We start from the raw sequence: 20,490 nt of genomic DNA on the forward strand, positions 1-20,490 counted from the left end.
CGTGCCGGCAGCAGCGCGACTGCTTGACCCCGTCGGGCACAGCCCGACGATGAGCTGGCTGCTGAAGGGCCTGCTGATCGGTGCCGCCATTGCGGTGGCCGGCGTGGCGATCGTGGGCACGGGCGGGCTGGCAGCCGTGGCCGTCGTCGGCGCCGGCGCGGCCATGGGCGCCGGGCTGGGCGAGGCCATGAGCACGATGAGTTTTGCGCCGAAGGAAGTGACGGGCGCCATCGCCATGACGGGCTCGTCCAATGTGTTCGTCAACAACCTGGCGGCGGCACGGGCACACGCGGACATGGTTGCCTGCAGCAAGCACCCGGGACCGATACCGATCGCCACGGGCAGCGGCCAGGTGTTCATCAACGGCACGCCGGCCGCTCGGGTGGACGACAAGACCGGCTGCAGCGCCGTCATCACGAAGGGCTCGACCAACGTCTATATCGGCGGCGGCACCGTACAGACCGATACCATCAACCCGGAGGACCTGGTGCCGGGGTGGGTGCATGCTTCGTTGCTGGTGGTGGGCATTGGCTCGGCCATTATCCTGGCGGGGCCTGTCGTCGCGGCCGGCGGTCTGGTCGGCGCCATTGCCGGCGGTTATGGCGGCGGCTGGCTCGGCGGCAAAGTGTTCGGCGAAGGCAGCGATGGACAGAAGTGGTCGGCCATCGCCGGCAGCTTCCTGGGCGGTTTCCTGGGCGCGAAAGGCGCTCCCCGGGCCTGGGAATCTGCCTGGGGCAAGGGACCGTCGACCGCGCCTCCTGCCGTGCCGGCGAGCGCCGCAAAACCCGCGTTGCCGCCGCCTAAGCCTGCTGACCCCGTGGTGCCCGCAACGGGAGAGCCGGCCACCGTCTTCCGCGTGCAAGGTGGCACGCCGCCGCGAGCCAGCCGCAATATTATTGCGATCGACGCAGACGGCAACCCGACCATCCAGAGCACAACGCTTAACATCAGCATCGGCGACCCGGTCCACGCCGAGTATTTCCAGACGCTGCGGCCCGGCAGCAAAGTCGTGTCGTTTAAAATTCCGGCTTGGCTGGATGACTTCATTCAGGAAACCGCGATACCCCAGTCGGGTTACCGCAGCAATCCGGCGAACCAGGGTGGGTTGGCGCCAAAGATCGTCGACCCTACCACGCCGGGACGGTCCTATGAGCTGCCGGCAGTGTGGGCCAAGTGGCTGGAAGAAAATGCCATCCCGGGATCAGGAAAAGTGAAATGACAAATCTAGAAGAAACATTGGGGCCGGCAACGCCGGAATTGCTCGAGCCGGACAACGTTCTCGCGGTAGTACGGTACCGCGGCGAAATCCAGTACCGCTTGTCGGATCGGGAGAACTGGATACTGGACTGGGCCAAGCGACGGCAGGAATTCGTGACGGCTGGCCATGCGATGCCGGCGCTGCGGGACATGGCATTGCAACGGTCCGGCATCGCCATCCTGGACCAGGACACGGTCGAGCTGTTCCTGGGCGCGCCCGGTGTGCACCGGATCGATCCCGATTTCCTGCGCAAGTCGCTGCTGGAGCGTTTCGACAGCGCCGGGTCATGGTGGGACGTCGAATTCCTGTTCCCCATCGCGTTCGTCGATTTCGACAACCGGCGCTTCGCCGGCTTCTACCAGGACGGACCCAGGCTGGAGCGCTATGTTCCCGACGACTGGAGCGGGGAGTTCGCGGACTTCGCGAATACCTATCCCGAAGACATCTACCCGAGTGCGGCCAAGTTCTGGATCCTCGACGGCAAGGATCTGCTGCGGGAGCTGATCGAGCGCGGGCGCGACAGCTAGACCCAGCAGGACCCGGCTACCGGTAGTCGCCGTTGCTTGCGGCGACCGATGTGCTTTTTCGCTTAACGAACAACGTTGTCGGCGATACAATGCGATGAGCTCGCCTGAGCGCCGACAGTGGACGATTCCGACAGCAGAACAAGGACCGATCGATGCCCGCCGCAGCACGACTTACCGACCCCATCGGGCATAGCCCGACCATGAGCTGGCTCCTGAAGGGCCTGCTGATCGGCGCGGCGATTGCGGTGGCCGGGGTGGCGATCGTGGGCACCGGCGGGCTGGCGGCCGTCGCCATCGTCGGCGCGGGTGCCGCGATGGGCGCCGGATTGGGCGAGGCGATGAGCACGATGAGCTTTGCCGCGAAGGAGGTCACAGGCGGCATCGCGCTGGCCGGCTCGTCCAATGTGTTCGTCAACGGCCTGGCAGCGGCGCGCGCCCACGTGGACATGGTCGCGTGCAGCAAGCATCCGGGGCCGATACCGATCGCCACGGGCAGCGGGCAGGTCTTCATCAACAGCATGCCCGCCGCGCGGGTGGACGACAAGACCGGCTGCAGCGCCGTCATCACGAAGGGCTCGGGCAACGTCTATATCGGCGGCGGGACCGTGCAGACCGACGATATTCACCCTGAGGACCTGGTGCCCGGCTGGGTGCATGCCTCCTTGCTTGTGGTCGGAGTGGGCTCGGCGATTATCCTGGCAGGGCCTGTCATAGCCGTCGGCAGCCTGATCGGCGCGTTTGCCGGCGGTTATGGCGGGTCCTGGGCCGGCGGCAAGATCTTTGGCGAAGGGTCCGACGGGCAGAAGTGGTCGGCCATCGCCGGCAGCTTCCTGGGCGGGTATCTGGGGGCCAAGGCGGCACCTGGGGCATGGAACTTTGCGCAACGGGTTCAGGTAACAGTGCAGCCAGGAACTTTAGGCATGAATGGTGGTAATCTAAAATTCTCGCTCAAGCCCAAAAGTTCCTCTGAGCCTACCTCGGCGGAATTGCCACGACAGAGCAGCAGGCCTGAATGGTTGCGGCGTCTTGATGAGGGTAATGACTTCAACGCTGAGCGCGCGTCGGAATATCCCTACAACGAAGTTTACATCGATAGTCCAAAAGGAAGCGGGTACACTAGACTTGACTCTTATAACCCTATCGCAGGCGAAATTGTTTCGCGAAAGTTTACTCAACTTTCAGATATTCAGGAAAAAACAGCAATCGGGTATATCAATGAGATTGGCGCTAAATATCCGGTGGATGCTACAATTGCAAGAGTGCCGTCAAGCGCAGAATTGGCGGGCGAGAAACTAGCAGGTCAGCACTATTTGGAAGTTCCTGTTCAGGTTCGGCCTGTTCCGCAGTCTGTGCTGGAAGCTGCAGAACGCGCAGGTGTTGTGATCCGCGATGTCAATGGTAAAATATACTGATGAAACAACAAATCTTTTATTGCAAAAGCTGGTTTCGTGCCAAGAAAAAGCCTACCGAGGTGTGGTCGGTCGAACAGGCCGAAGCTGCTCACGAAAATAGGACACAATACACAGCTCTTGTCGGCAACCTTGAGCATCCATACTGCTTTATAGAGGTCGCTGACAGTGCAGTTGTAGTCGGTTTCTTGGACCAATTCCTACGGGAATCCTTAACGTACGTTTTCAAGGAAGTGGAGTCGGGGAGGTTGTTCCTGTCCATGGCAACTCATCGCGAGTTCGAGGCTGAGACGGATAAGGTCAGTGGCGGAGCCAATTATGTCTTCAAGACCGATGGGGTTGTACATATCAGGCACGAATCTTTCAACCCTCATACAGTGGAGACTGCCATGTCATCTTTCGATCCTGCCCCGAATTATGCTTCGCGGCCTGCATTCGGCGAATATGACGATGTCATGCGTATAGAAAGAGCCTGACTCAGCCTGATTCTCGACATCCATGCCGACACGCCCTCCGGATTGCGTTGCCATCCGCGGAGATGGACCGCGGACAGCCAGTAGAATTTGCATATTCGCCACTAAATTGTTCCCGCCACTGCAGCCAATTGCTGGTGAAGGATTGTCGACTGACGAACGTAGTTCCATAACGGAAGGCCCGATTCGATTGTGAAACTGCGCAACCAAACTTTGTCGGGAGAACGACTTCTACTCAGCAATGTAGAGGTGCACAGCCTCGGCCCTGACCTTGTACTCGATCATTGCGAAGTGTATTCCGACTGCGGGCGGCGCGCGCTGATCGTCAGTGGCGTTCGGATGACCGGTGGCCGTTTTGTCCAGTAGGACAGGACATTGCGCGACTACCAGTTCCGCCGTGTTCACTTTGACGGTGTGAAGCTCGTTGGAACGTTCATTGGCTGCGATTTCGGCAGCTGGGATTCGGCTGACATAGGATCGATCGCAAACTGCGACTTTACGGATGCGGTCCTCGACGGCTGCCGTTTCCTGAACGCCGACGTGCAATCGATTGAACTGCCGAGGTGGCCTTGCTTCGCTATCGAGAACCCGGCCGAGGCGCGCGAGTACGTTATGCGTACCGAGTGGCCCGCCAGGACGCGGATTACCCTCGACGTTTATACGGACGTGGACCCGGAGTGCAGTGCGTCGCTTGGCGATGCCGCACGCATGGCAAAGCAGGCAGGCCTCTCACTGGAAGACATTCGGCAACTGCTCCTTGCTATTCCAGGGATCCGTATTCGTGATTGATTCAATGGCCAATATTGTGCTGTCACCTTGCTGGCGCCCCGGCCGCTCAGGCGTGCCGGCAGCCTGGTTCGATCTTGCCGATGAGGCCGCTCAAATCCTCGCATTCCTGACGTCGTCGTTGCAAGGCGTGTATGTCACGAGCCAGCGTGACGGCACGCCATCCCTGCTGTACGCTTATACGGTGGGCGGCGACCTGTGCCTCGACCACGGACGCCCGCGACTGGAGACCGTTCCCCGGCGCTTCGCGTCGATCTGGCACCGCTTGCCGGCCCCATTGCGACAGTTCTACGAAACGCTGCACAACGGCTGGACGTTCCAGCCGTCCAATTCGATGGGGCCGTTGCCCGTGGAGGATTGGGCCTTCCTTTCCGAAGACCGCTTCGACATCGACGCCGTCACCGCGCGCGCTATGCAGTGGACAGCGGCCGGGTCCTGGCGGTCTTTCATAACGGCGCCGGAGACTACCTGTGCCTCCACTTTCCCGACGACGCCGGCCAGCCGGCGTCTGGCATGAGCTGGTGGCACGAGCAGCCGGACGAGCTGGAACCCGTCGATTTCATGGCCACGCTCGATGCATGGGTGGGCTTGTTTGTCGACGAAGCGGATCGTAAAGGATAAAGATGACGACACTGCCGGACGCGCTGTACGCACAGATCGCCGAAGCATGCCGCGCAGGCGACACCTTCGCCGAAGCAGGCCAACTGGAAGCCGCCAAGGCACGCTACCTTGAGGCACTCAAGTTGCTGCCCCCCGAGCACCGCGAGTGGGAGGCGGCGACATGGATCCATGTCGCCCTCGGCGACGCCCACTTTCGCCTGCACGCTCACAACAAGGCGTTCAAATGCTTCCACAACGCCGTCCAATGCCCGGGCGGGCTGGGCAACCCATACATCCACCTGCGCCTGGGCCAGCTGTACTTCGAGCGCGGCGACGTCGACAAGGCCGCCGACGAACTGACCCGGGCCTACATGGGCGGAGGCGTCGAACTCTTCATGGAAGACGATCCGAAATACCTGGCATTCCTGGAAACCAGGATCGCGCTGTAGCTCACTCCCACGCCCGTGCCGCCGACCGGTACCACGTCCACGCGAACCCGGCGCCGATCGACAGGCCGCCGCGCTCCCGCAGCAGCGGGCTGTCCCGGTTGGTCGCGTGGCCGAGATGGTCGTAGCGCAGCAGCCCGAACACCCGCCAGTCGGGCGCCACCCGACGGGACAGATTCAAGCCCACGCGCGTGGCGATCAGTCCCCCGCGCGCCCGGTAGGCCGGCCGGTCCGCCGTCGCGTATTGGGGCGCCACCTCGTACAAATAGGCGTTCAGGCCCGCGTTGCCGGCCACCGCGCCCACGCTGGCCGAAGCCTGCCAGAGCCCGTCGTCGCCCCCGGTCTCGCAGACGAGACGAGGTTCGATGACGAGGCCGTGGCGCCGGAACCCGTGCCCCAGCTCGAACGGCGCCCGCAGCGGCAGCTCGAGGCGCACGGCGCTGGACGCATCCGGCCTGGCCAGCAGCACCTTCAGGCGCGGCCCGAATTCCACCAGCGGGTGCAGGTCCGGCATGCCGCTGCGTGCCGCCACGTCGCGCGAGCGGGCCGGCAGCGACGCCGCGAAACCGATGTCCAGTTCCACCTTGTCGCTGTCGAACAGGCGCGCGCCGATGCCCGAGCGGTCGGCACGCAGCACCTTGCCGCGGTAGATCACCAGTGGCAGCGCGAGGGCGCGGGTGGAGCGGTCGTCCGCACCGGGGTAGGCCGGCGTCGAGGCCGCGCCGGCGGCAATGCCGACTTCCCATAGCGGCAGGTCGGGTGCGGGCTGTGCCGCGAACGCGGGCACGCCCAATGCCGCCAACGCCGCGCCGTACCGGCGACAGAGGTTCAACAACCGGTAACGTTTCATCGGCTTGCCCTTCCGTTCGTGTCGAGGCCTTCATGGTAACGCGGCTGGCGCGAAACCCGGGGCACGCACCGGCCGTTTAGCACCGTCCCCACTAAACTGACGGCCATCCATGGCGGCGGCCACGCCCCGTTCCGACGCTCTTCCTATAATCCGCAGCTCCCAACAATGACGGAGGCCAAGGATGAAACGACAAATGAATGGATGGTTGACCGCGGCGGCGCTGCTGCTGACGGTGGCGGGGCAGGCGTCGGCCCTGCCCACGTGCGCCAGCGCGGGCTCGGACCCCGATGGCGACGGCTGGGGCTGGGAGAACAACCAGTCCTGCAAGGTGGCGCCGGCCGCGACGCATTGCGCCAGCGCCGCCTCCGATCCGGATGGCGACGGCTGGGGCTGGGAAGGCGGCATGTCCTGCAAGGTCGTCTTCAAGGGATTCCGGGTCGCCGGCAGCGTGGTCAACGACGCCAACGGCAACCCCTTCGTCGCGCGCGGCGTCAACAACCCGCATGCGTGGTACGACCAGCAGTCCTACGATGTGCTGCCGAACCTGGCGGCGCGCAAGACCAACCTGATCCGCGTGGTCTGGACCATGAGCGGCAGCGCCACGCGGCTGGACCAGGTGCTGACGGCGATCGAGGCGCAGAAGATGGTGTCGATCGTCGAACTGCACGACGGCACCGGCAACAACGATGCCGCCGTGCTGCGCAACATGGCCAGCTACTGGGTGCGGCCGGACGTGCTGGCCGTGCTGAAGAAGCACGAGCGCACCACGATGGTCAACATCGCCAACGAATGGGGCGACGGCAGCAAGACGCCACTGCAATGGCGCGACGACTACAAGGGCCCCATCACGACCTTGCGCAACGCGGGCCTGACGACGACCCTCGTGATCGACAACCCCGACTATGGCGGCAACCCGAACGGCGGCCTGTGGTACGGCCAGGAGCTGCTCGATCACGACCCGCGCCACAACCTGCTGTTTGCCGTCCACATGTACGGCACGTACAACAACCCGGACGACATCTACAACACGATGAACGGCTACAAGACCCGCAACCTGCCGCTGCTGATCGGCGAGTTCGGCTACAACTACAACAACGGCGCCAACAACCTCAACGCGCGGGTCGACGCACCGCGCCTGATGCAGTGGGCCCAGCAGTTCCAGGTCGGCACCGTGGCCTGGTCGACGGCGGGCAACGACGGCCCCAACGCCTGGCTGGACCTGATGACCAACTGGTCGGCGACGACGGCCTGGGGCAACCTGGTGTGGTACAGCCAGTACGGCATCGCCAACACCGCCAAGCGCGCCACCATCTACTGACGGCGAACCGGAAAACGGTGACAGTCACCATTTTTCCTCGGTCTCCCTTGCGCCCCGAAAAACGGTGACTGTCACCGTTTTCCCCTTTTCCTCACCTGTCAAAGTCTGCAAGCCTATTGCCACCGCTTAACCTTGTGCTAACATCTAAATACAAATGATTCTCATTACATAAGAACACTATGCGTCCAAAACTCAATCGTACCGTCCTCGCCTTGCTGACCGCTGGCGTCATCCCCCATGTCCACGCGGGCACTGAAGACACCTCCCCCATGGAAGGGGCGGTGCCGCAGGTGGTCGTCAGCGCCGAGCGCAACGACACCTTTGCCGGCGGCCAGGTGGCGCGCCAGGCCCGCCTCGGCATGCTGGGCGATGCGGACGTGATGTCCACGCCGTTCAACGTCAGCAGCTATACGGCGCAAGCCATCGCCGACCAGCAGGCCGTCACCGTGGCCGACGTGCTGGCGCGCGATCCGGCCGTGCGCGCCACGGGGCAGGGCGGCGGCATCCTCGATGCCTTCTTCATCCGCGGCTTCGCCATCGGCGAAGGCAACGTGGGCGAGATCGCGCTGGACGGCCAGTACGGCGTGGCGCCGAACTACCGCGTCTTTGCCGACTATGCCGAGCGGGTCGAAGTGATCAAGGGCCCGGCGGCGCTGTTGTATGGGATGTCGCCCAACAGCGGCATCGGCGGCGTCGTCAATATCGTGCCCAAGCGCGCCCAGGCCGCCGACGTGACCCGGCTGACGCTCGATGCCGCCGGCGATTCCCAGCTGGGTGCGCACCTGGACATCGGCCGGCGCTTCGGCGCCAAGCGCGAATTTGGCGTGCGCGTCAACGGCCGCCACCAGCAGGGCGATACGCCGCTCGACAAGCAGGAGCGCCGCGCCGATGTCGGCGCGCTGGCGCTGGACTACCGGGGCGAGCGCCTGCGCATGACGCTGGACGCACTGGCCCAGGCGGAGCGTTTCGACGCACCGTCGCGCCCCTTCCTGGCGGCGGCAGGGGTGGCGGTGCCGCGCGCGCCGGACGGCCGGCGCAACGTCACGCAGGCGTGGGAGTGGGCCAAGATCGAAGACCGCTCGGTGCTGTGGCGCGCCGAGTACGACGCAACGGATGCGCTGACGCTGTTCGCCAACGCCGGCGGTGCCCGCACGGACGTGGCGCGCCTGTTCGGCACGCCGACGGTCCTGAACGCGGCGGGGGACACCCGGGTCACGCCGGACAATTTCCGCCTGGAGGTGCGCCGCGCCACGCTCGACGGCGGGCTGCGCGCCGCCTTCGACACGGCCGGGGTGCGCCATGCCGTCACGCTGCAGGCCAGCCGCTACCGCGACGAACTCGATCGCGCCGCGGTCAGCGGCCGCCCCGTGCTGTCGAACCTGTACGCGCCGCTGGCCGCGCCGGCCCAGGACGTGGCCGCACCGGCGCTGGTGCCGAGGGTGTCGGAGACGCACCTGTCCGGCGTCGCGCTGGCCGACACCATGACGGCGCTGGATGAACGGCTGCTGGTCACGCTGGGCGTGCGCCGCCAGCAGGTCGAGTCCGACAACTTCAATGCCAGCGGCGTCACCACCGCAAGCTACGACCGCCGCGCCACCGCGCCGATGCTCGGTATCGCGTTCAAGCCGTGGCGCCAACTGGCGCTGTACGCCAACCGCATCGAGGGCCTCAGCAAGGGCGACACGGCACCGCCCACCGCCGCCAACGCCGGCGAGATCTTCGCGCCTTACAAATCCCGGCAGAACGAGGTCGGCGTCAAGTTCGAGCGCGGCACGCTGGCCGGCACCGTCAGTGTCTTCCGCATCGAGAAGCCGAGCGGCCAGCTGACCGGCAACGTGTATGGCGTCGATGGCGAACAGCGCAACCAGGGCGTGGAGCTGGCCCTGTTCGGCCAGGCCGCGCCGGGCGTGCGGCTGACGGGCGGCGTGACGTTCCTGGACGCCGAGCTGACCCGCACCAACAGCGCCGCCACGCTGGGCAAGACGCCGGTCGGCGTGCCGTCGTCGCAAGCCAACCTGGGCACCGAGTGGGATACCGCGCTGGCCGGACTCACCGTGTCGGGCAGCGTTTCGTACACCGACCGCCAATACGTCAACCAGGCCAACACGCAGAGCATCCCGAGCTGGACGCGGCTGGACCTCGGTGCGCGCTATCGCACCAGGGTGGCCGGCCGCGACACGACCTTGCGCGCCAGCGTCACGAACGTCGCCAACCGCGACTACTGGTCCGGCGTGGCGTCGTACGGCGCCTTCGTCCAGGGCGCACCCCGCACCTTGCTGCTGTCGGCCGCCATCGATCTCTGATCCACCACCGAAAGGAAGCACCATGCAAAAGCCCCTGGTACCGCTGCTGGACCAGGCGGTGGCGGCATTGCTGCACGCCGCGCCGCGCCAGCTGCTCGACCTGGTCGAGACCCACGGTTCGCCACTGAACGTCGTCTGGCCGCACATCCTGCGGCAGAACGTCGAAACGATGCGCAGCGTCCTGCGGGCGCACGACGTACGGCACGAGCTCTTCTACGGGCCAAGGTCAACAAGTCGCAGGCACTGGTGCAGGCGGCGGTGGACAGCGGCATCGGCGTGGACGTCTCCAGCGTGTACGAACTGCGCGATGCGCTGCGCGCCGGCGTGGACCCGGCCCGCGTGGTGGCGACCGGGCCGGCCAAGACGCACGCCTTCCATGCCGAGCTGCTGGCCTGCGGCGCGCTGATCTCGGTCGATTCGATCGGCGAATTGGCCGAGCTGGAAGCCTGCGTCGCGCCATCCACACCGCCACCACGGGTCCGCATCCTGCTGCGCTACCGCCCCGCCTCGAACCGCGCCAGCCGTTTTGGCATGGACGAAGCCGAGCTGCTGCAATGCCTGAAGCGCCTCGCCACGCGGCGCACGGCATTCACGTTCGAGGGATTCCATTGCCACCTGGGCGGTTATGCCTGGGAGACGCGCGTGCAGGCGGTGCATGAACTGGCCGCCGCCGTGGGCGCGGCGCGCGAGCTGGACCTGCGCCCGCGCATGCTCGACATCGGTGGCGGCCTGCCGGTGCGCTACGTCGAGGGCGAGGCCTACGATGCCTTCCTGCCGGCACAGACGCCGGACGATTACCGCACCGGCCGGGTGCCTGACTCGTACTACCCCTACGGCGGCCGCACCGACGCCGCCGCGTGGCTGCGACAACTGCTGGCGGCGCCCTGCGTCGGCGGGCGCACGGTAGCGCACTACCTGAACGCCGAGCAGCTGGTGCTGGCGCTGGAGCCGGGCCGCAGCCTGGTGGACCAGGCGGCGGTGACGGCCTTCCGCGTGATCCGCGTCAAGGCACTGGCCGACGGCCGCCACGTCGTGTTCGTCGAGGGCAGCAGCTTCAGCGCCTGCGAGACGTGGTTCGGCTCGGAGTTCCTGGTCGATCCCGTGCTGGTGCCGGCCGACCCGGAACGGGGAGCGGACGGCCCGCGCTTCGGCGCCTATATCGCGGGCCACAGCTGCCTCGACGACGACGTCGTCACCAACCGCATCCTCGACTTCGACCGGCGTCCCGAACCCGGCGACCTGCTGGTGTACGCCAACACCGCCGGTTACCAGATGGACCTGCTGGAGAACGAATTTCACCGCCATCCGATGCCGCGCCGGATCGTGGTGCGTACCAACCCGCGCGGCGCCATGGAGTTCTCACCCGACTAGAAAGGATGTCGCAATGATCTTGAGCAAAGTGACCGACCTGATCGGCAATACGCCGATCCTGTGTCTCCCCGTCCCAGCGAAACAAGCCAGGCTCCTTCTGAAAATTGAAAAGAACAATCCTGGCGGCAGCATCAAGGACCGGATGGCACGCAACATGGTCATCGCCGCGCTCAAGTCGGGCCGCCTGCAACCGGGCGGCACGATCGTCGAATCCTCCTCGGGCAATACCGCCATCGGCCTCGCCATCACCGCGATCGAGTTCGGCCTGCGCTTCATCGCCGTCGTCGACCACCATGCCGCGCAGGACAAGATCGCCGTGCTGCGCGCGCTGGGTGCCGAAGTGCGCTACGTGGAAGGCACATTCCGCGAGGACGAGGTGGCCGTCGTCGAGCGCCAGCGCCTGGCGGCCGAACTGGCCGGCAAGATCCCCGGCGCCATCTTCATGAACCAGTCCGACAATATCGCCAACGCCGGCGGCTACTTCGACTTCGTGCGCGAGGTGATCGACCAGGTCGGCGGGACCATCGACGCCTATGTCGGCTGCGTCGGCACCGGGGGCTCCATGACCGGCATCGCGCGCGGCCTCAAGCTGCACAACCCGAAGGCCACCGTACTGGCCGTCGAACCGGACGGCTCCATCGTGTTCGGCCAGCCCGGCCATCCGTACTACCAGTCCGGCACCGGCACGCCGGCCGGCGACACGGTCGGCCTCGTGCTGGACTACAGCTGCATCGACCTGGGCGTGCAGGTGACGGACGCGCAGGCATTCGAGACGGCGCGCTACGTGGCGCGCCACACGGGCCTGCTGGTGGGCGGCTCCACCGGCGGCGTGATCTACAAGGCGCTGGAGTACATCCATCGTGGCGTCATCGGCGGCAACGTGATCGCCGCGGTGGCGGACGGCGGCGAAAAATACCTGCACACGGTCTTCAGCGACAGCTGGCTGGGCGAGCGCGGGCTGCTGGACCCGTCCATCGGCATGCAGCTGGACGCCTGGCTGGGCCAGGAGCAAGGGCAGGCGCTGCAACCCGCACCGGCCATGCCGCGCCTGAGCGTGGTGTGAGCATGGAACGCCTGAACGTTCTGATCTGCGGCGGTGGCCGCACCGGCCACCTGAATGCGGTGCTGTACAGGCAGCAGCCGGGCGTGCGGGTGGCGCTCCTCACCAGCCAGGCAGACCTGGTCGGCCGGCAGGGCGCCGCGCTCGCCGCGCTGCTGCCCGACGGCGGCCAGTTGACGGGGCAGCCCGACCTGGTGACGGACCGCCCGGCCGAGGCGGCGCAAGATGCCGACGTCGTCATCGTCACCGTACCCGCGCACGCCCGGCCGGCGCTGCTGCGCGCGCTGGCACCGCACCTGCCGGCCGACAAACCGGTGTACGTCGGGGCCATTCCCGGCTTCTGCGGTTTCGACTGGCTGGCCGAGCAGGCCCTGGCCGAGCGGCCCAACGCCGTCATCTGGGGCATGAAGGACGTGCCGCACACCGCCTACGACCTCCAGCCCGGCGTATCGGTGCGGATGGGCGGCGCCAAGAGCACGCTGTACGTCGGCACCCACCAGCGCGAGAGCGCTGCCGCGCGGCAGGCATTGCTGGGCCACCTGCGCCGGCTGTACACGGCACCGGTCGAACTGCTGGCGCACTACCTCGAGATCACGCTGACGCCGGGGAACCCGATCATGCATCCCTCCGTCGTGTATGGGCTGGTGGGGCCCTACGGCCAGTGGCACGGCAAGCCATTCGACAAGCCGCTGTGCTGGTGGACCGATTGCGCCGAGCTGTCCGCCTACTTCCTCGAGCGCAGCGACGAGGAAAGCCAGGCGCTGTGCCGCGCCGTCGAGCGGCGGCTGGCCGTGGACCTGGGGTCGGTGCTGCCGTTGAAGCAGGAGATCGTCGACGCCTACGGCGACCAGATCCGCGACAGCGCCACGATGCTGTCCGTGCTGCGCACCAACCGGGCCTACGACGCCATCGTCGCGCCGCTGGTGCGCGATGCGGACGGCTACCGCATCGACCGCGGCAGCCGCGCCTTCCACGAAGACGTGGCGTACGGCCTGGCGCTGCTGGTCGAGATGGGCCGGCGCCTGCAGGTGCCGCTGCCGCACATCGAGGAAATCTACCGCTGGAACGTCGAGTACATGGGGGGCCTGCGCGACTCCGCGCTGGACTACTTCCCCGCTGCCTGGCCCGCTTGAACCGACCATAGGACTACCATGAACCATTCATCTCTTCCGCAGCAAGCGCAATCCGCGGCCGACCGCGCGCTGGCAGGCGCGCGCCGCAATGCGCTGCGGCGCCTGGTGCGCTGCCTGTTCGCCGAAAAAATCATCGATCCGGCCCGGCTGGTGTTCGCGCCGCGCGAGCGGGGTGCCTGGCTGCCGTTGTGGCCGCGCCAGGCGCTGCTGCACTTCGAAGACCTGTGGCTCGCACCGGCCGCGACGTTCGTCAATCGGGGTGCCATCGAGCTCGTAAAGGCCGACGCCAGCCGCACGCCCATCGACGAACCGGGCCAGTTGATCGACGTGTTGCGCGAACACTTCGACTTTGCGCCCGGCGATGCAGGTGTCGAGCGCCTGCGCGCCGACATGGCCAACAGCGTCGCCAACGACGCGCTGGCCCGGGTGCACCGCGCCGGCTGGAACGCCGAACTGGCCGACGCCATCGCATCGAGCGGCGCGGCAGGTCTCTTCGATCTCGTACGACGCCAGTACAGCGTGCGCGATGGCGCGGTACTGCTGGACCAGTGGGGCGCGCTGGAAGGCCACCCGTTCTATCCGACCTGGAAAACCAAGCCTGACCTGAATCCGGAGGAGGTCGCGCGGCTGTCGCCCGAGTTCAACGCCCGGGTCAACGTGCGCGTGGGCGCCCTGCGGGGCGACATGGCCTACATCGAGCGCATGCCGCACGTGGCGAGCTACCACGAGTGGTTCGCCAGCCACTTCCCGGCCATCTGGGAAGACTGGACCGCGGGGCTGCGCGCGCGCGACCTCGATCCCGCCGCGTGGCTGCCGCTGCCGATCCACGAGTGGCAGCTGGCGCACTACGTGCCGCAGGAGTATGCGGCCGAGATCGCGGAAGGCCTGCTGTTGCTGGAGGGGCCGGACGTGCCGACCTGGCCGACGATGTCGTTCCGCACGATGATGCCGCTGGCCCCAGGCGATGCGCCGTTCATCAAGCTGCCGCTGGCGCTGTGGCTGACGAGCGAGCAGCGCAGCCTGCAGGCCAAGTCGATCCACATGGGACCCCGCATCAGCACGGTGATCCAGCGCATCCTGGCCGACGAGGGCGGCTTCGGCGGCAAGCTGGCCATCTTCACGGAGGAAGTGGCGCTGCATTACCGCCACGCGGAGAAGCGGGAGGACCGGCCGGGCCGGCACCTGTCGGTGGCCTACCGCGCCAGCCGCGCCGCCTTCGAGCGCGACGATGGCCTCCTGCCCGTGACGGTCGCGGCACTGCTGACGGAGGCGCCGGACGGCCGTCCGCTCGTCGCCGAGCTGGTCGGGGAGGGCGACGTGACGGCCTGGTTCCGCCGCTATGCGCACGTGGTCACGCAACCGGTTGTCGCCATCTACCTGCTGTACGGTATCGCGCTGGAAGCGCACCAGCAGAACACCTCGGTGCTGTTTGGTGCGGACGGCCAGCCGGAGAGCCTCCTGATCCGCGACTTCGGCGACGGCCGCACCTACGCGCCGCTGCTGGCGGCGCGTGGCCACACGCTGCAGCCTTACGTCCACCCGGGCATCCTGCCGACGGTGTTCGACGGCGACATCGGGCCCGTGCGCGCGTTTGTCATCGATGCCTGCCTGGTGTGCCACCTGCACGAGCTGGCGTTGCTGCTGACGCGTGCCTACGGCCTGGCGGACGAGCGCTTGTGGCGCGTACTGCGCGACGAGCTCGCGGCGGCCTTCGATGCGGTCGAGCAGCGCGTCGATCCGGCATTCTGGCAGGCCGAGCGCGCCGCCTTCCTGGAGCAGCCGTGGCCGACCCGCTCGGTGCTGCGCATGCACCTGCAGCAGTACGCCGACTACCGGCTGACGCACGAGCTGCAGAATCCGCTGACTGAGCCGCCGACCGAGCCGCTGGCGCAGGCCGGCACGGCGGCATGACGGGGGCGGGGGCGCCGCGCGAGCGCCTGGTCCACGTGCTGTTCGCGCTGCAGCTGGTGTCGATGGGCGCGATGGAGATGAGCGGGCCGTTCTGGCCCGTGCATTTGCGCGCGCTGACCGGCTCGGAGGCGTTGTTCGGCTTTGCCGCCGTGGCGGTGTATGTCGGGCCGATGCTGGGCATCGTCCTGACCAGCACCTTCTGGGGTCGCGTCGGCGACCGCCACGGCCACCAGCTGATGATGATCCGGGCGTTGCTCGGCCTGGCGCTGACGCAGCTGGCGCTGGCGCATGCGGCCGACGTCTGGAGCATCCTCGTGCTGCGGTTCGTGCAGGGGGCCTGCGCCGGCTACATCGCGCCGGCCCAGGCCTACGGCGTCGGCATCACGGCGCCGGAGCGCAGGGCGCGGCTGTTCGCGTACCTGCAGGTGGCCACCAATGTCGGCTCGCTGGCGGGCGCCGTGGCGGGCGGCGCGATCCTGGATCACGCCAGCTTCTACTGGATCAACGTGACGGCGGCGCTGCTGTGCGGCCTGTGCGCGGCGGCCGTCGCCGTGTGCCTGCCCCGGCAGCCGGCAGCGGCGCCTGGCGCCGGTCCGCGCCAGCCGGCGGCAGCGTCGTCCGACGCGAATCCGGCCGCGCTGCCCGGGCTGCTGCTGGTGCTGGGCCTGCTGCTGGTCAGTCGTACCATCACGCAGACGCCGTTCGCCCTGTACGTGCACGAGACGTTCGGCGCCGCCAACTGGCTGGCGGGCCTGTGCTACGGCCTGCTGGCGCTGGGGTTCGTCCTGTCGGCGGCCTTGTGGGCGCGCCATTTCGAGCGACGGCCGCAAGTGCAAGTCCTGCGGCGCATGACGTGGATCGCCCTCGGCTGCGCCGTGCTGATGGCCGCCGCCGCCGGCACGCGCTCGATCGGCGTGTTTGCCGCGCTGCACCTGGCCTGGGGCGTGCTGCTGGGGGCGACGACTCCGGTGCTGATGGCACTGGTCTCGAAGGCCGCCGGCACGCTGCGCCAGGGCCACGTGCTGGGCACCGCGCAGAGCATCACGCAGTTCTCGTCGATCGCCGGCATCGCACTGGGGGGGCTGCTGATGCAGCGCACCGGCCTGCAGTACACGTATTGCTGGGTGGCGCTGGCGTACGTGCTGGCCGCGCTGGCCGTCTACGCGGTTCGCCGCGCCACGGCGCCGCATCCATTGGGAGGAAATGCACATGTCCGATGAGCTGTCGTACTGCGTCGCCATCAAGCCGCTGGCCTTCTTCCGCTCATCCGAGCACGTCAACCGGGTGGACGTGCACAAGCTGGCGGCCAGCATCGCCGACACCGGGGTCTGGACGACGCCGATCCCGGTGGACAGCGAGACGGGCATCATCATGGACGGCAACCACCGCGCCAGCGCCGCTGCGCTGCTGCGGCTGCGCTACGTCCCCTGCGTGCTGCTGAGCTACGGCGACGCCCGCGTCAGCGTGACCCACTGGCGCACGGGCGAGCCGTTCCGGGTGGCCGGCATCTACGAGCCGATCCTCGGCGCCGGGCAGGTGCTGCCGTACAAGACGACGCGGCACCGCTTCGCGCCGGCGCTGCCGCGCACGGCGATCGACCTGGCGGTGCTGCGCTAGCGCCCCCACAGCCCAGCCCATGTCCCACCGCGGGGTCAGTCACCAAAGTGGGACACGAGCACAACACTGGCAACCGCCGGGCTCGTGTCCTTGCCGGGGTGTGACCCCATGGTGGACACGGGCCCGGCTGTGGCGGACGCTCAGTCCGCCGCGTGCCGCACGAACACCGCCGTCGTGCGGCCCGGGATCGTGAAGCTGCCCGTGCGGCTGTCGTAGCCTGACGTTTTCACCACCGCATCGCTGCCGTTGCGCTGGATCGGGTGCAGTCGCAGCTTGCGGCCGGCCAGCTCCGGCAGGGCGACGGTCTTCGCCACCTTGTCGACGTTGAACACCACCACCACCTGCTTGTACTGCGCGCCCGGGTAGGCGGTTGGCTCGCTGCCGGCAATGCTCATGGCGACGATGCCCGGCACCTGAGTCGGCCCCGTGTTGTGGAACTTCAGGCGTTCCGTCACGTCCTGCGCGGTGCGCAGGCGGAACAGCGTGCTGTCCTTGCGGATCGCCAGCAGTTCCTCGAAGCCCGCCTTGGCGGCCAGGATGGCGCGGCGGTCCGGCGCGATCAGCGGATTCGCCAGCACCGGCGCCATGACGGACCAGCTGCCCTCGTTGACGCCCGCCATCGGCAGGCCCACGCCGAAGTTGTTGGACGCATAGCTGTAGTCGAGGCGGTTGAACCAGTCGCCCGCGTTGTAGCTGTCCCGGTCCAGCGACTTCGAACGCAGGATCTCCTGGCCCGCATGGATGAACGGAATGCCCTGCGCCAGGATGTTGACGGCATTGGCCAGGTTCTGCACCCGTACCCGTTCGGCCACGGTCGTCCCTTGCGGCAGCTTCAGCGCGTTGACGTCGAACAGCGTCTGGTTGTCGTGCGCCTCGACGTAGTTGATCGTCTCGGCCGGATTGCCCGCGAAGCCGGCCTGCTGGCCGAAGTAGTCGATCTGGGCGTTGCTGCGCACGTTGCCGAAGCGGTCAGTGAAGCGGTAGTCGCGCAAGGTGCCGGACAGCGCCACGCGTGCCAGGTCGGCCAGGCGCAATGCATCGTCGCGCGTCTGCGTCGACTGGCCGTTCGGATCGAACCACACGCCGTTGACGAAGCCCTGCTGCGTGACGAGCGCGCTGCCCGTGTCGCAGCAGCCGCCGCCGCGCACGGTGTCGCGGATGCGGTCGTTGAACGAGCCGATGCCGGTGCCGAACATATTGGCCTGGCGCGCCTGCACGAAGCGGGCGTCGTTGCCGACGGCGCCGAAGTTCCAGGCTTCGCCGTACACGTAGATCGGGCGCTCGGCGGCCTTGCTGGCCGCCGTCTGCACGCGCTTCATCAGGTCCAGCGGCGTGAAGCCCATGATGTCGAAGCGGAAGCTGTCGATCTTGTACTTGGCCGCCCACAGCTTGGTCGAATCGACGATCAGCTTGGCCATCATCGTGTTTTCCTGGGCCGTGTCGGCGCAGCAGCTGTCGTTGAGCTGGTTGCCTTCCGCGCCCAGGCGGTAGTAGTAGGCCGGCACGATGCGGTCCAGCACCGACAGCGGGCCTTGCTGCGACTGGCTGGTATGGTTGTAGACGACATCCATCGCCACGCGCAGGCCTGCCTCGTGCAGCGCCTGCACCATCGCGCGGAACTCGCGCACGCGCACGGCGCCGTCGCTGGTGTCGGTCGCATAGCTGCCTTCCGGCGCGTTGTAGTGGACCGGGTCGTAACCCCAGTTGAAGCAGTCGGCGTTCTGCGTGGTGGCGACGGCCGCCTGCTGGACGGTGCCGTCGGCGGCGCCGTTCGGAATCGCGGGCGTTGTGCAGCGGGTCTCGTCGACGCTGGCGAAGTCGAACGCGGGCAGCAGGTGCACGTGCGTCAGGCCGGCCTTCTGCAGGGACTTCAGGTGGCGCATCGGTGCCGACTCGGTGTCGGTGAACGCCAGGTACTTGCCGCGGTGGGCCGCTGGCACCGTGTTGTCGCTGGCCGAGAAGTCGCGGATGTGCAGTTCGTACAGCGCAATGTCGGTCGGCGCATCCAGTTTCGGGATGCGCTGCTCGTCCCAGCCGGCCGGTTTCAGGGCCGGGCTGTCCAGGTTGGCCACGAAGCTCCTGGTGCTGTTGGCCGATACGCTGATCGAGTACGGATCGGTCACGGTGTTCGTCACCAGCGTGTTGTTGGCCCAGCGCGACAGCACCTGTACCGTGTACGTGTAGTAGGCGTGGTTGGTCCACGATGCGTCGGGTGCCGTGTAGGTCCACAGGCCGCTGGCCGGATCGTGCTTCATCGCGACCGGTGTCGCCGTCGCCGCGTTCGCGCTGGCGTAGATGTCCAGCCGGACGGACTTCGCCGTCGGCGCCCATACGCGGAACGTGGGCACGCCCTGGCGGTTGAACGTCAGCCCCAGCTGCGCCATGCTGGCCAGCGGCGCATAGACCGCATCGAGCATGCCGGCCTGCTGCAGCGACGTGACCTGCACCAGCTTGCCGGCCGCGTCGAACTGGGCGATGGCGAACTGGCCGCTGACGACCCGCGCCAGCGTGGCCGCGTCGGCATCCGTCATGCGCAGTCCGGTGGCGTCGGCCAGGTGCGGGAATTTCTGGCGCACGGCATCGGGCAGGGCGGCCGCGCGCAGGTTGACGCTGCCGTCGGCGCCGGCCAGGCCGGTGCTCGCGTCCGGGCTGGCCGTCAAGCCGCCGTTGGCCGCGTAGAAGAGTTTATAGGTGGCGCCCGCGGGCGCGCCCGGCCAGGCCAGCGCCGTTGCCGACAGCCAGTGCGCCTTGGCGCTGCCCAGGTTGCCGAAGCTGAGGGCCGGCTGACTGGTGTAGACGGTGCAGTCGCCTTCCAGCATCCACACCTCCTGGCCCGCGGTCATCACGTCGGGGCGCAGGGCGGCCTGCTGGTCGGCGCCGCAGTTCTTGCTGCCGTTGCCGTCCGTGACGAGGAACGAGATGGCGGTCTTGCCCGCAGCCAGCGGGATGTCGACGTAGCCGCCGAACGCGTCGCTGTTCGTGAACATGAAGCGGCCCGAGATCCACGCCGGGCTGGGGTGCAGCGGACCGTCCCACGAATACACGCCCCATTGCGCCGAATCGTTCTGGATGCGGTGGAAGTGCATGCGGATGGTGCCGGGCGCGACGGCGGGCGCCGTGGCGGCGTTCGGGGCAGTGACGCCCCCTGACAGCCTGGTCGGTGCGGCGGCGCCGCTTGTATCGTCGCCGCCGGCGCCGCAGCCGGCCAGCAGGGCCGCGCAGGCGAGCCCGAGGCTCAGGCGTGAACCTAAACTACTTCCGATGATCATTGTGTCTCCTGTTTGTTCTTGTCAAGAGTGCAGCGCCGGATGGCGAGTGCCAGGTCAGCGCAACAATCGATGTAATAATACTACTGCGCTAGATGCGCTGCCGCGGGCTTTTCAAGCAACGTTGCAAACTTTCCACTACAGGGCGCCCTGTAGTCGGCC

At 67.2% G+C, this 20,490-nt stretch carries 17 protein-coding genes; 15 read left to right on the top strand and 2 right to left on the bottom strand.

The annotated features are described in order from the left end of the window. The first annotated feature begins 1 nt into the window (after position 1). From PX653_RS05690 to PX653_RS05720, 7 genes are all read left to right on the top strand, one after another. Positions 2-1,219: a PAAR domain-containing protein gene (locus PX653_RS05690; RefSeq protein WP_503827212.1), complete on the top strand. Its 1,218-nt coding sequence runs from the start codon at positions 2-4 to the stop codon at positions 1,217-1,219. Continuing rightward, entirely contained in the window at positions 1,216-1,785 is a 570-nt protein-coding gene (locus PX653_RS05695) for a hypothetical protein (protein WP_277416943.1), read from the top strand. Before PX653_RS05690 ends, PX653_RS05695 begins: the two co-directional genes overlap by 4 nt. A 152-nt stretch (positions 1,786-1,937) precedes the next feature. After that, positions 1,938-3,197 (top strand): PAAR domain-containing protein, encoded by a 1,260-nt coding sequence (locus PX653_RS05700; RefSeq protein WP_277416944.1) that lies wholly within the window; start codon positions 1,938-1,940, stop codon positions 3,195-3,197. After that, positions 3,197-3,670 carry a hypothetical protein gene (locus PX653_RS05705; protein ID WP_277416945.1) on the top strand — a complete coding sequence of 158 codons (474 nt, stop codon included), beginning with the start codon at positions 3,197-3,199 and terminating at the stop codon, positions 3,668-3,670. Before PX653_RS05700 ends, PX653_RS05705 begins: the two co-directional genes overlap by 1 nt. A gap of 372 nt (positions 3,671-4,042) precedes the next feature. Next, complete coding sequence (locus PX653_RS05710; RefSeq protein WP_277416946.1) at positions 4,043-4,456, top strand: pentapeptide repeat-containing protein; 414 nt, start codon at positions 4,043-4,045, stop codon at positions 4,454-4,456. A 4-nt stretch (positions 4,457-4,460) separates the two neighbouring features. Further along, complete coding sequence (locus PX653_RS05715) at positions 4,461-4,970, top strand: hypothetical protein (RefSeq protein ID WP_277416947.1); 510 nt, start codon at positions 4,461-4,463, stop codon at positions 4,968-4,970. Between the two features lie 106 nt (positions 4,971-5,076). After that, positions 5,077-5,502, top strand: a complete 426-nt coding sequence (locus tag PX653_RS05720; RefSeq protein WP_277416948.1) for a hypothetical protein — start codon at positions 5,077-5,079, stop codon at positions 5,500-5,502. Position 5,503: 1 nt separating this feature from the next. On the opposite strand, the gene PX653_RS05725 is transcribed toward PX653_RS05720, so the two are convergent. Beyond that, complete coding sequence (locus tag PX653_RS05725) at positions 5,504-6,349, bottom strand: MipA/OmpV family protein (protein ID WP_277416949.1); 846 nt, start codon at positions 6,347-6,349, stop codon at positions 5,504-5,506. Positions 6,350-6,542: 193 nt separating this feature from the next. Between PX653_RS05725 and PX653_RS05730 the strand changes: the two genes are divergently transcribed. The 8 genes from PX653_RS05730 (at position 6,543) to PX653_RS05765 (ending at position 17,062) form a co-directional block, all read left to right on the top strand. Continuing rightward, positions 6,543-7,667 (top strand): cellulase family glycosylhydrolase, encoded by a 1,125-nt coding sequence (locus PX653_RS05730; protein WP_277416950.1) that lies wholly within the window; start codon positions 6,543-6,545, stop codon positions 7,665-7,667. A gap of 179 nt (positions 7,668-7,846) precedes the next feature. Further along, entirely contained in the window at positions 7,847-9,970 is a 2,124-nt protein-coding gene (locus PX653_RS05735) for a TonB-dependent receptor (protein ID WP_277416951.1), read from the top strand. A gap of 246 nt (positions 9,971-10,216) precedes the next feature. Beyond that, complete coding sequence (locus PX653_RS05740) at positions 10,217-11,341, top strand: type III PLP-dependent enzyme domain-containing protein (protein WP_277416952.1); 1,125 nt, start codon at positions 10,217-10,219, stop codon at positions 11,339-11,341. A 13-nt stretch (positions 11,342-11,354) separates the two neighbouring features. Next, positions 11,355-12,404, top strand: a complete 1,050-nt coding sequence (locus tag PX653_RS05745) for a PLP-dependent cysteine synthase family protein (protein ID WP_277416953.1) — start codon at positions 11,355-11,357, stop codon at positions 12,402-12,404. 2 nt (positions 12,405-12,406) lie between these two features. Continuing rightward, positions 12,407-13,534, top strand: coding sequence for an NAD/NADP octopine/nopaline dehydrogenase family protein (locus PX653_RS05750; protein WP_277416954.1), 1,128 nt, complete (start codon positions 12,407-12,409; stop codon positions 13,532-13,534). An 18-nt stretch (positions 13,535-13,552) separates the two neighbouring features. Then, a complete protein-coding gene (locus tag PX653_RS05755) occupies positions 13,553-15,445 on the top strand; it encodes an IucA/IucC family protein (RefSeq protein WP_277416955.1) in 1,893 nt (630 codons plus the stop codon). Then, positions 15,442-16,665, top strand: coding sequence for an MFS transporter (locus PX653_RS05760; RefSeq protein ID WP_277416956.1), 1,224 nt, complete (start codon positions 15,442-15,444; stop codon positions 16,663-16,665). The genes PX653_RS05755 and PX653_RS05760 overlap by 4 nt, the downstream gene beginning before the upstream one ends. Then, the gene (locus PX653_RS05765; RefSeq protein WP_277416957.1) at positions 16,655-17,062 is read left to right on the top strand and encodes a ParB N-terminal domain-containing protein; all 408 of its coding nucleotides are present in this window, start codon (positions 16,655-16,657) and stop codon (positions 17,060-17,062) included. Before PX653_RS05760 ends, PX653_RS05765 begins: the two co-directional genes overlap by 11 nt. Positions 17,063-17,202: 140 nt before the next feature. On the opposite strand, the gene PX653_RS05770 is transcribed toward PX653_RS05765, so the two are convergent. Continuing rightward, positions 17,203-20,331 (bottom strand): alpha-1,6-glucosidase domain-containing protein, encoded by a 3,129-nt coding sequence (locus PX653_RS05770; RefSeq protein ID WP_277416958.1) that lies wholly within the window; start codon positions 20,329-20,331, stop codon positions 17,203-17,205. Between the last annotated feature and the right edge of the window lie 159 nt (positions 20,332-20,490).

Origin of the sequence: Pseudoduganella chitinolytica, assembly GCF_029028125.1 — a bacterium.
Classification (GTDB): domain Bacteria; phylum Pseudomonadota; class Gammaproteobacteria; order Burkholderiales; family Burkholderiaceae_D; genus Rugamonas; species Rugamonas chitinolytica.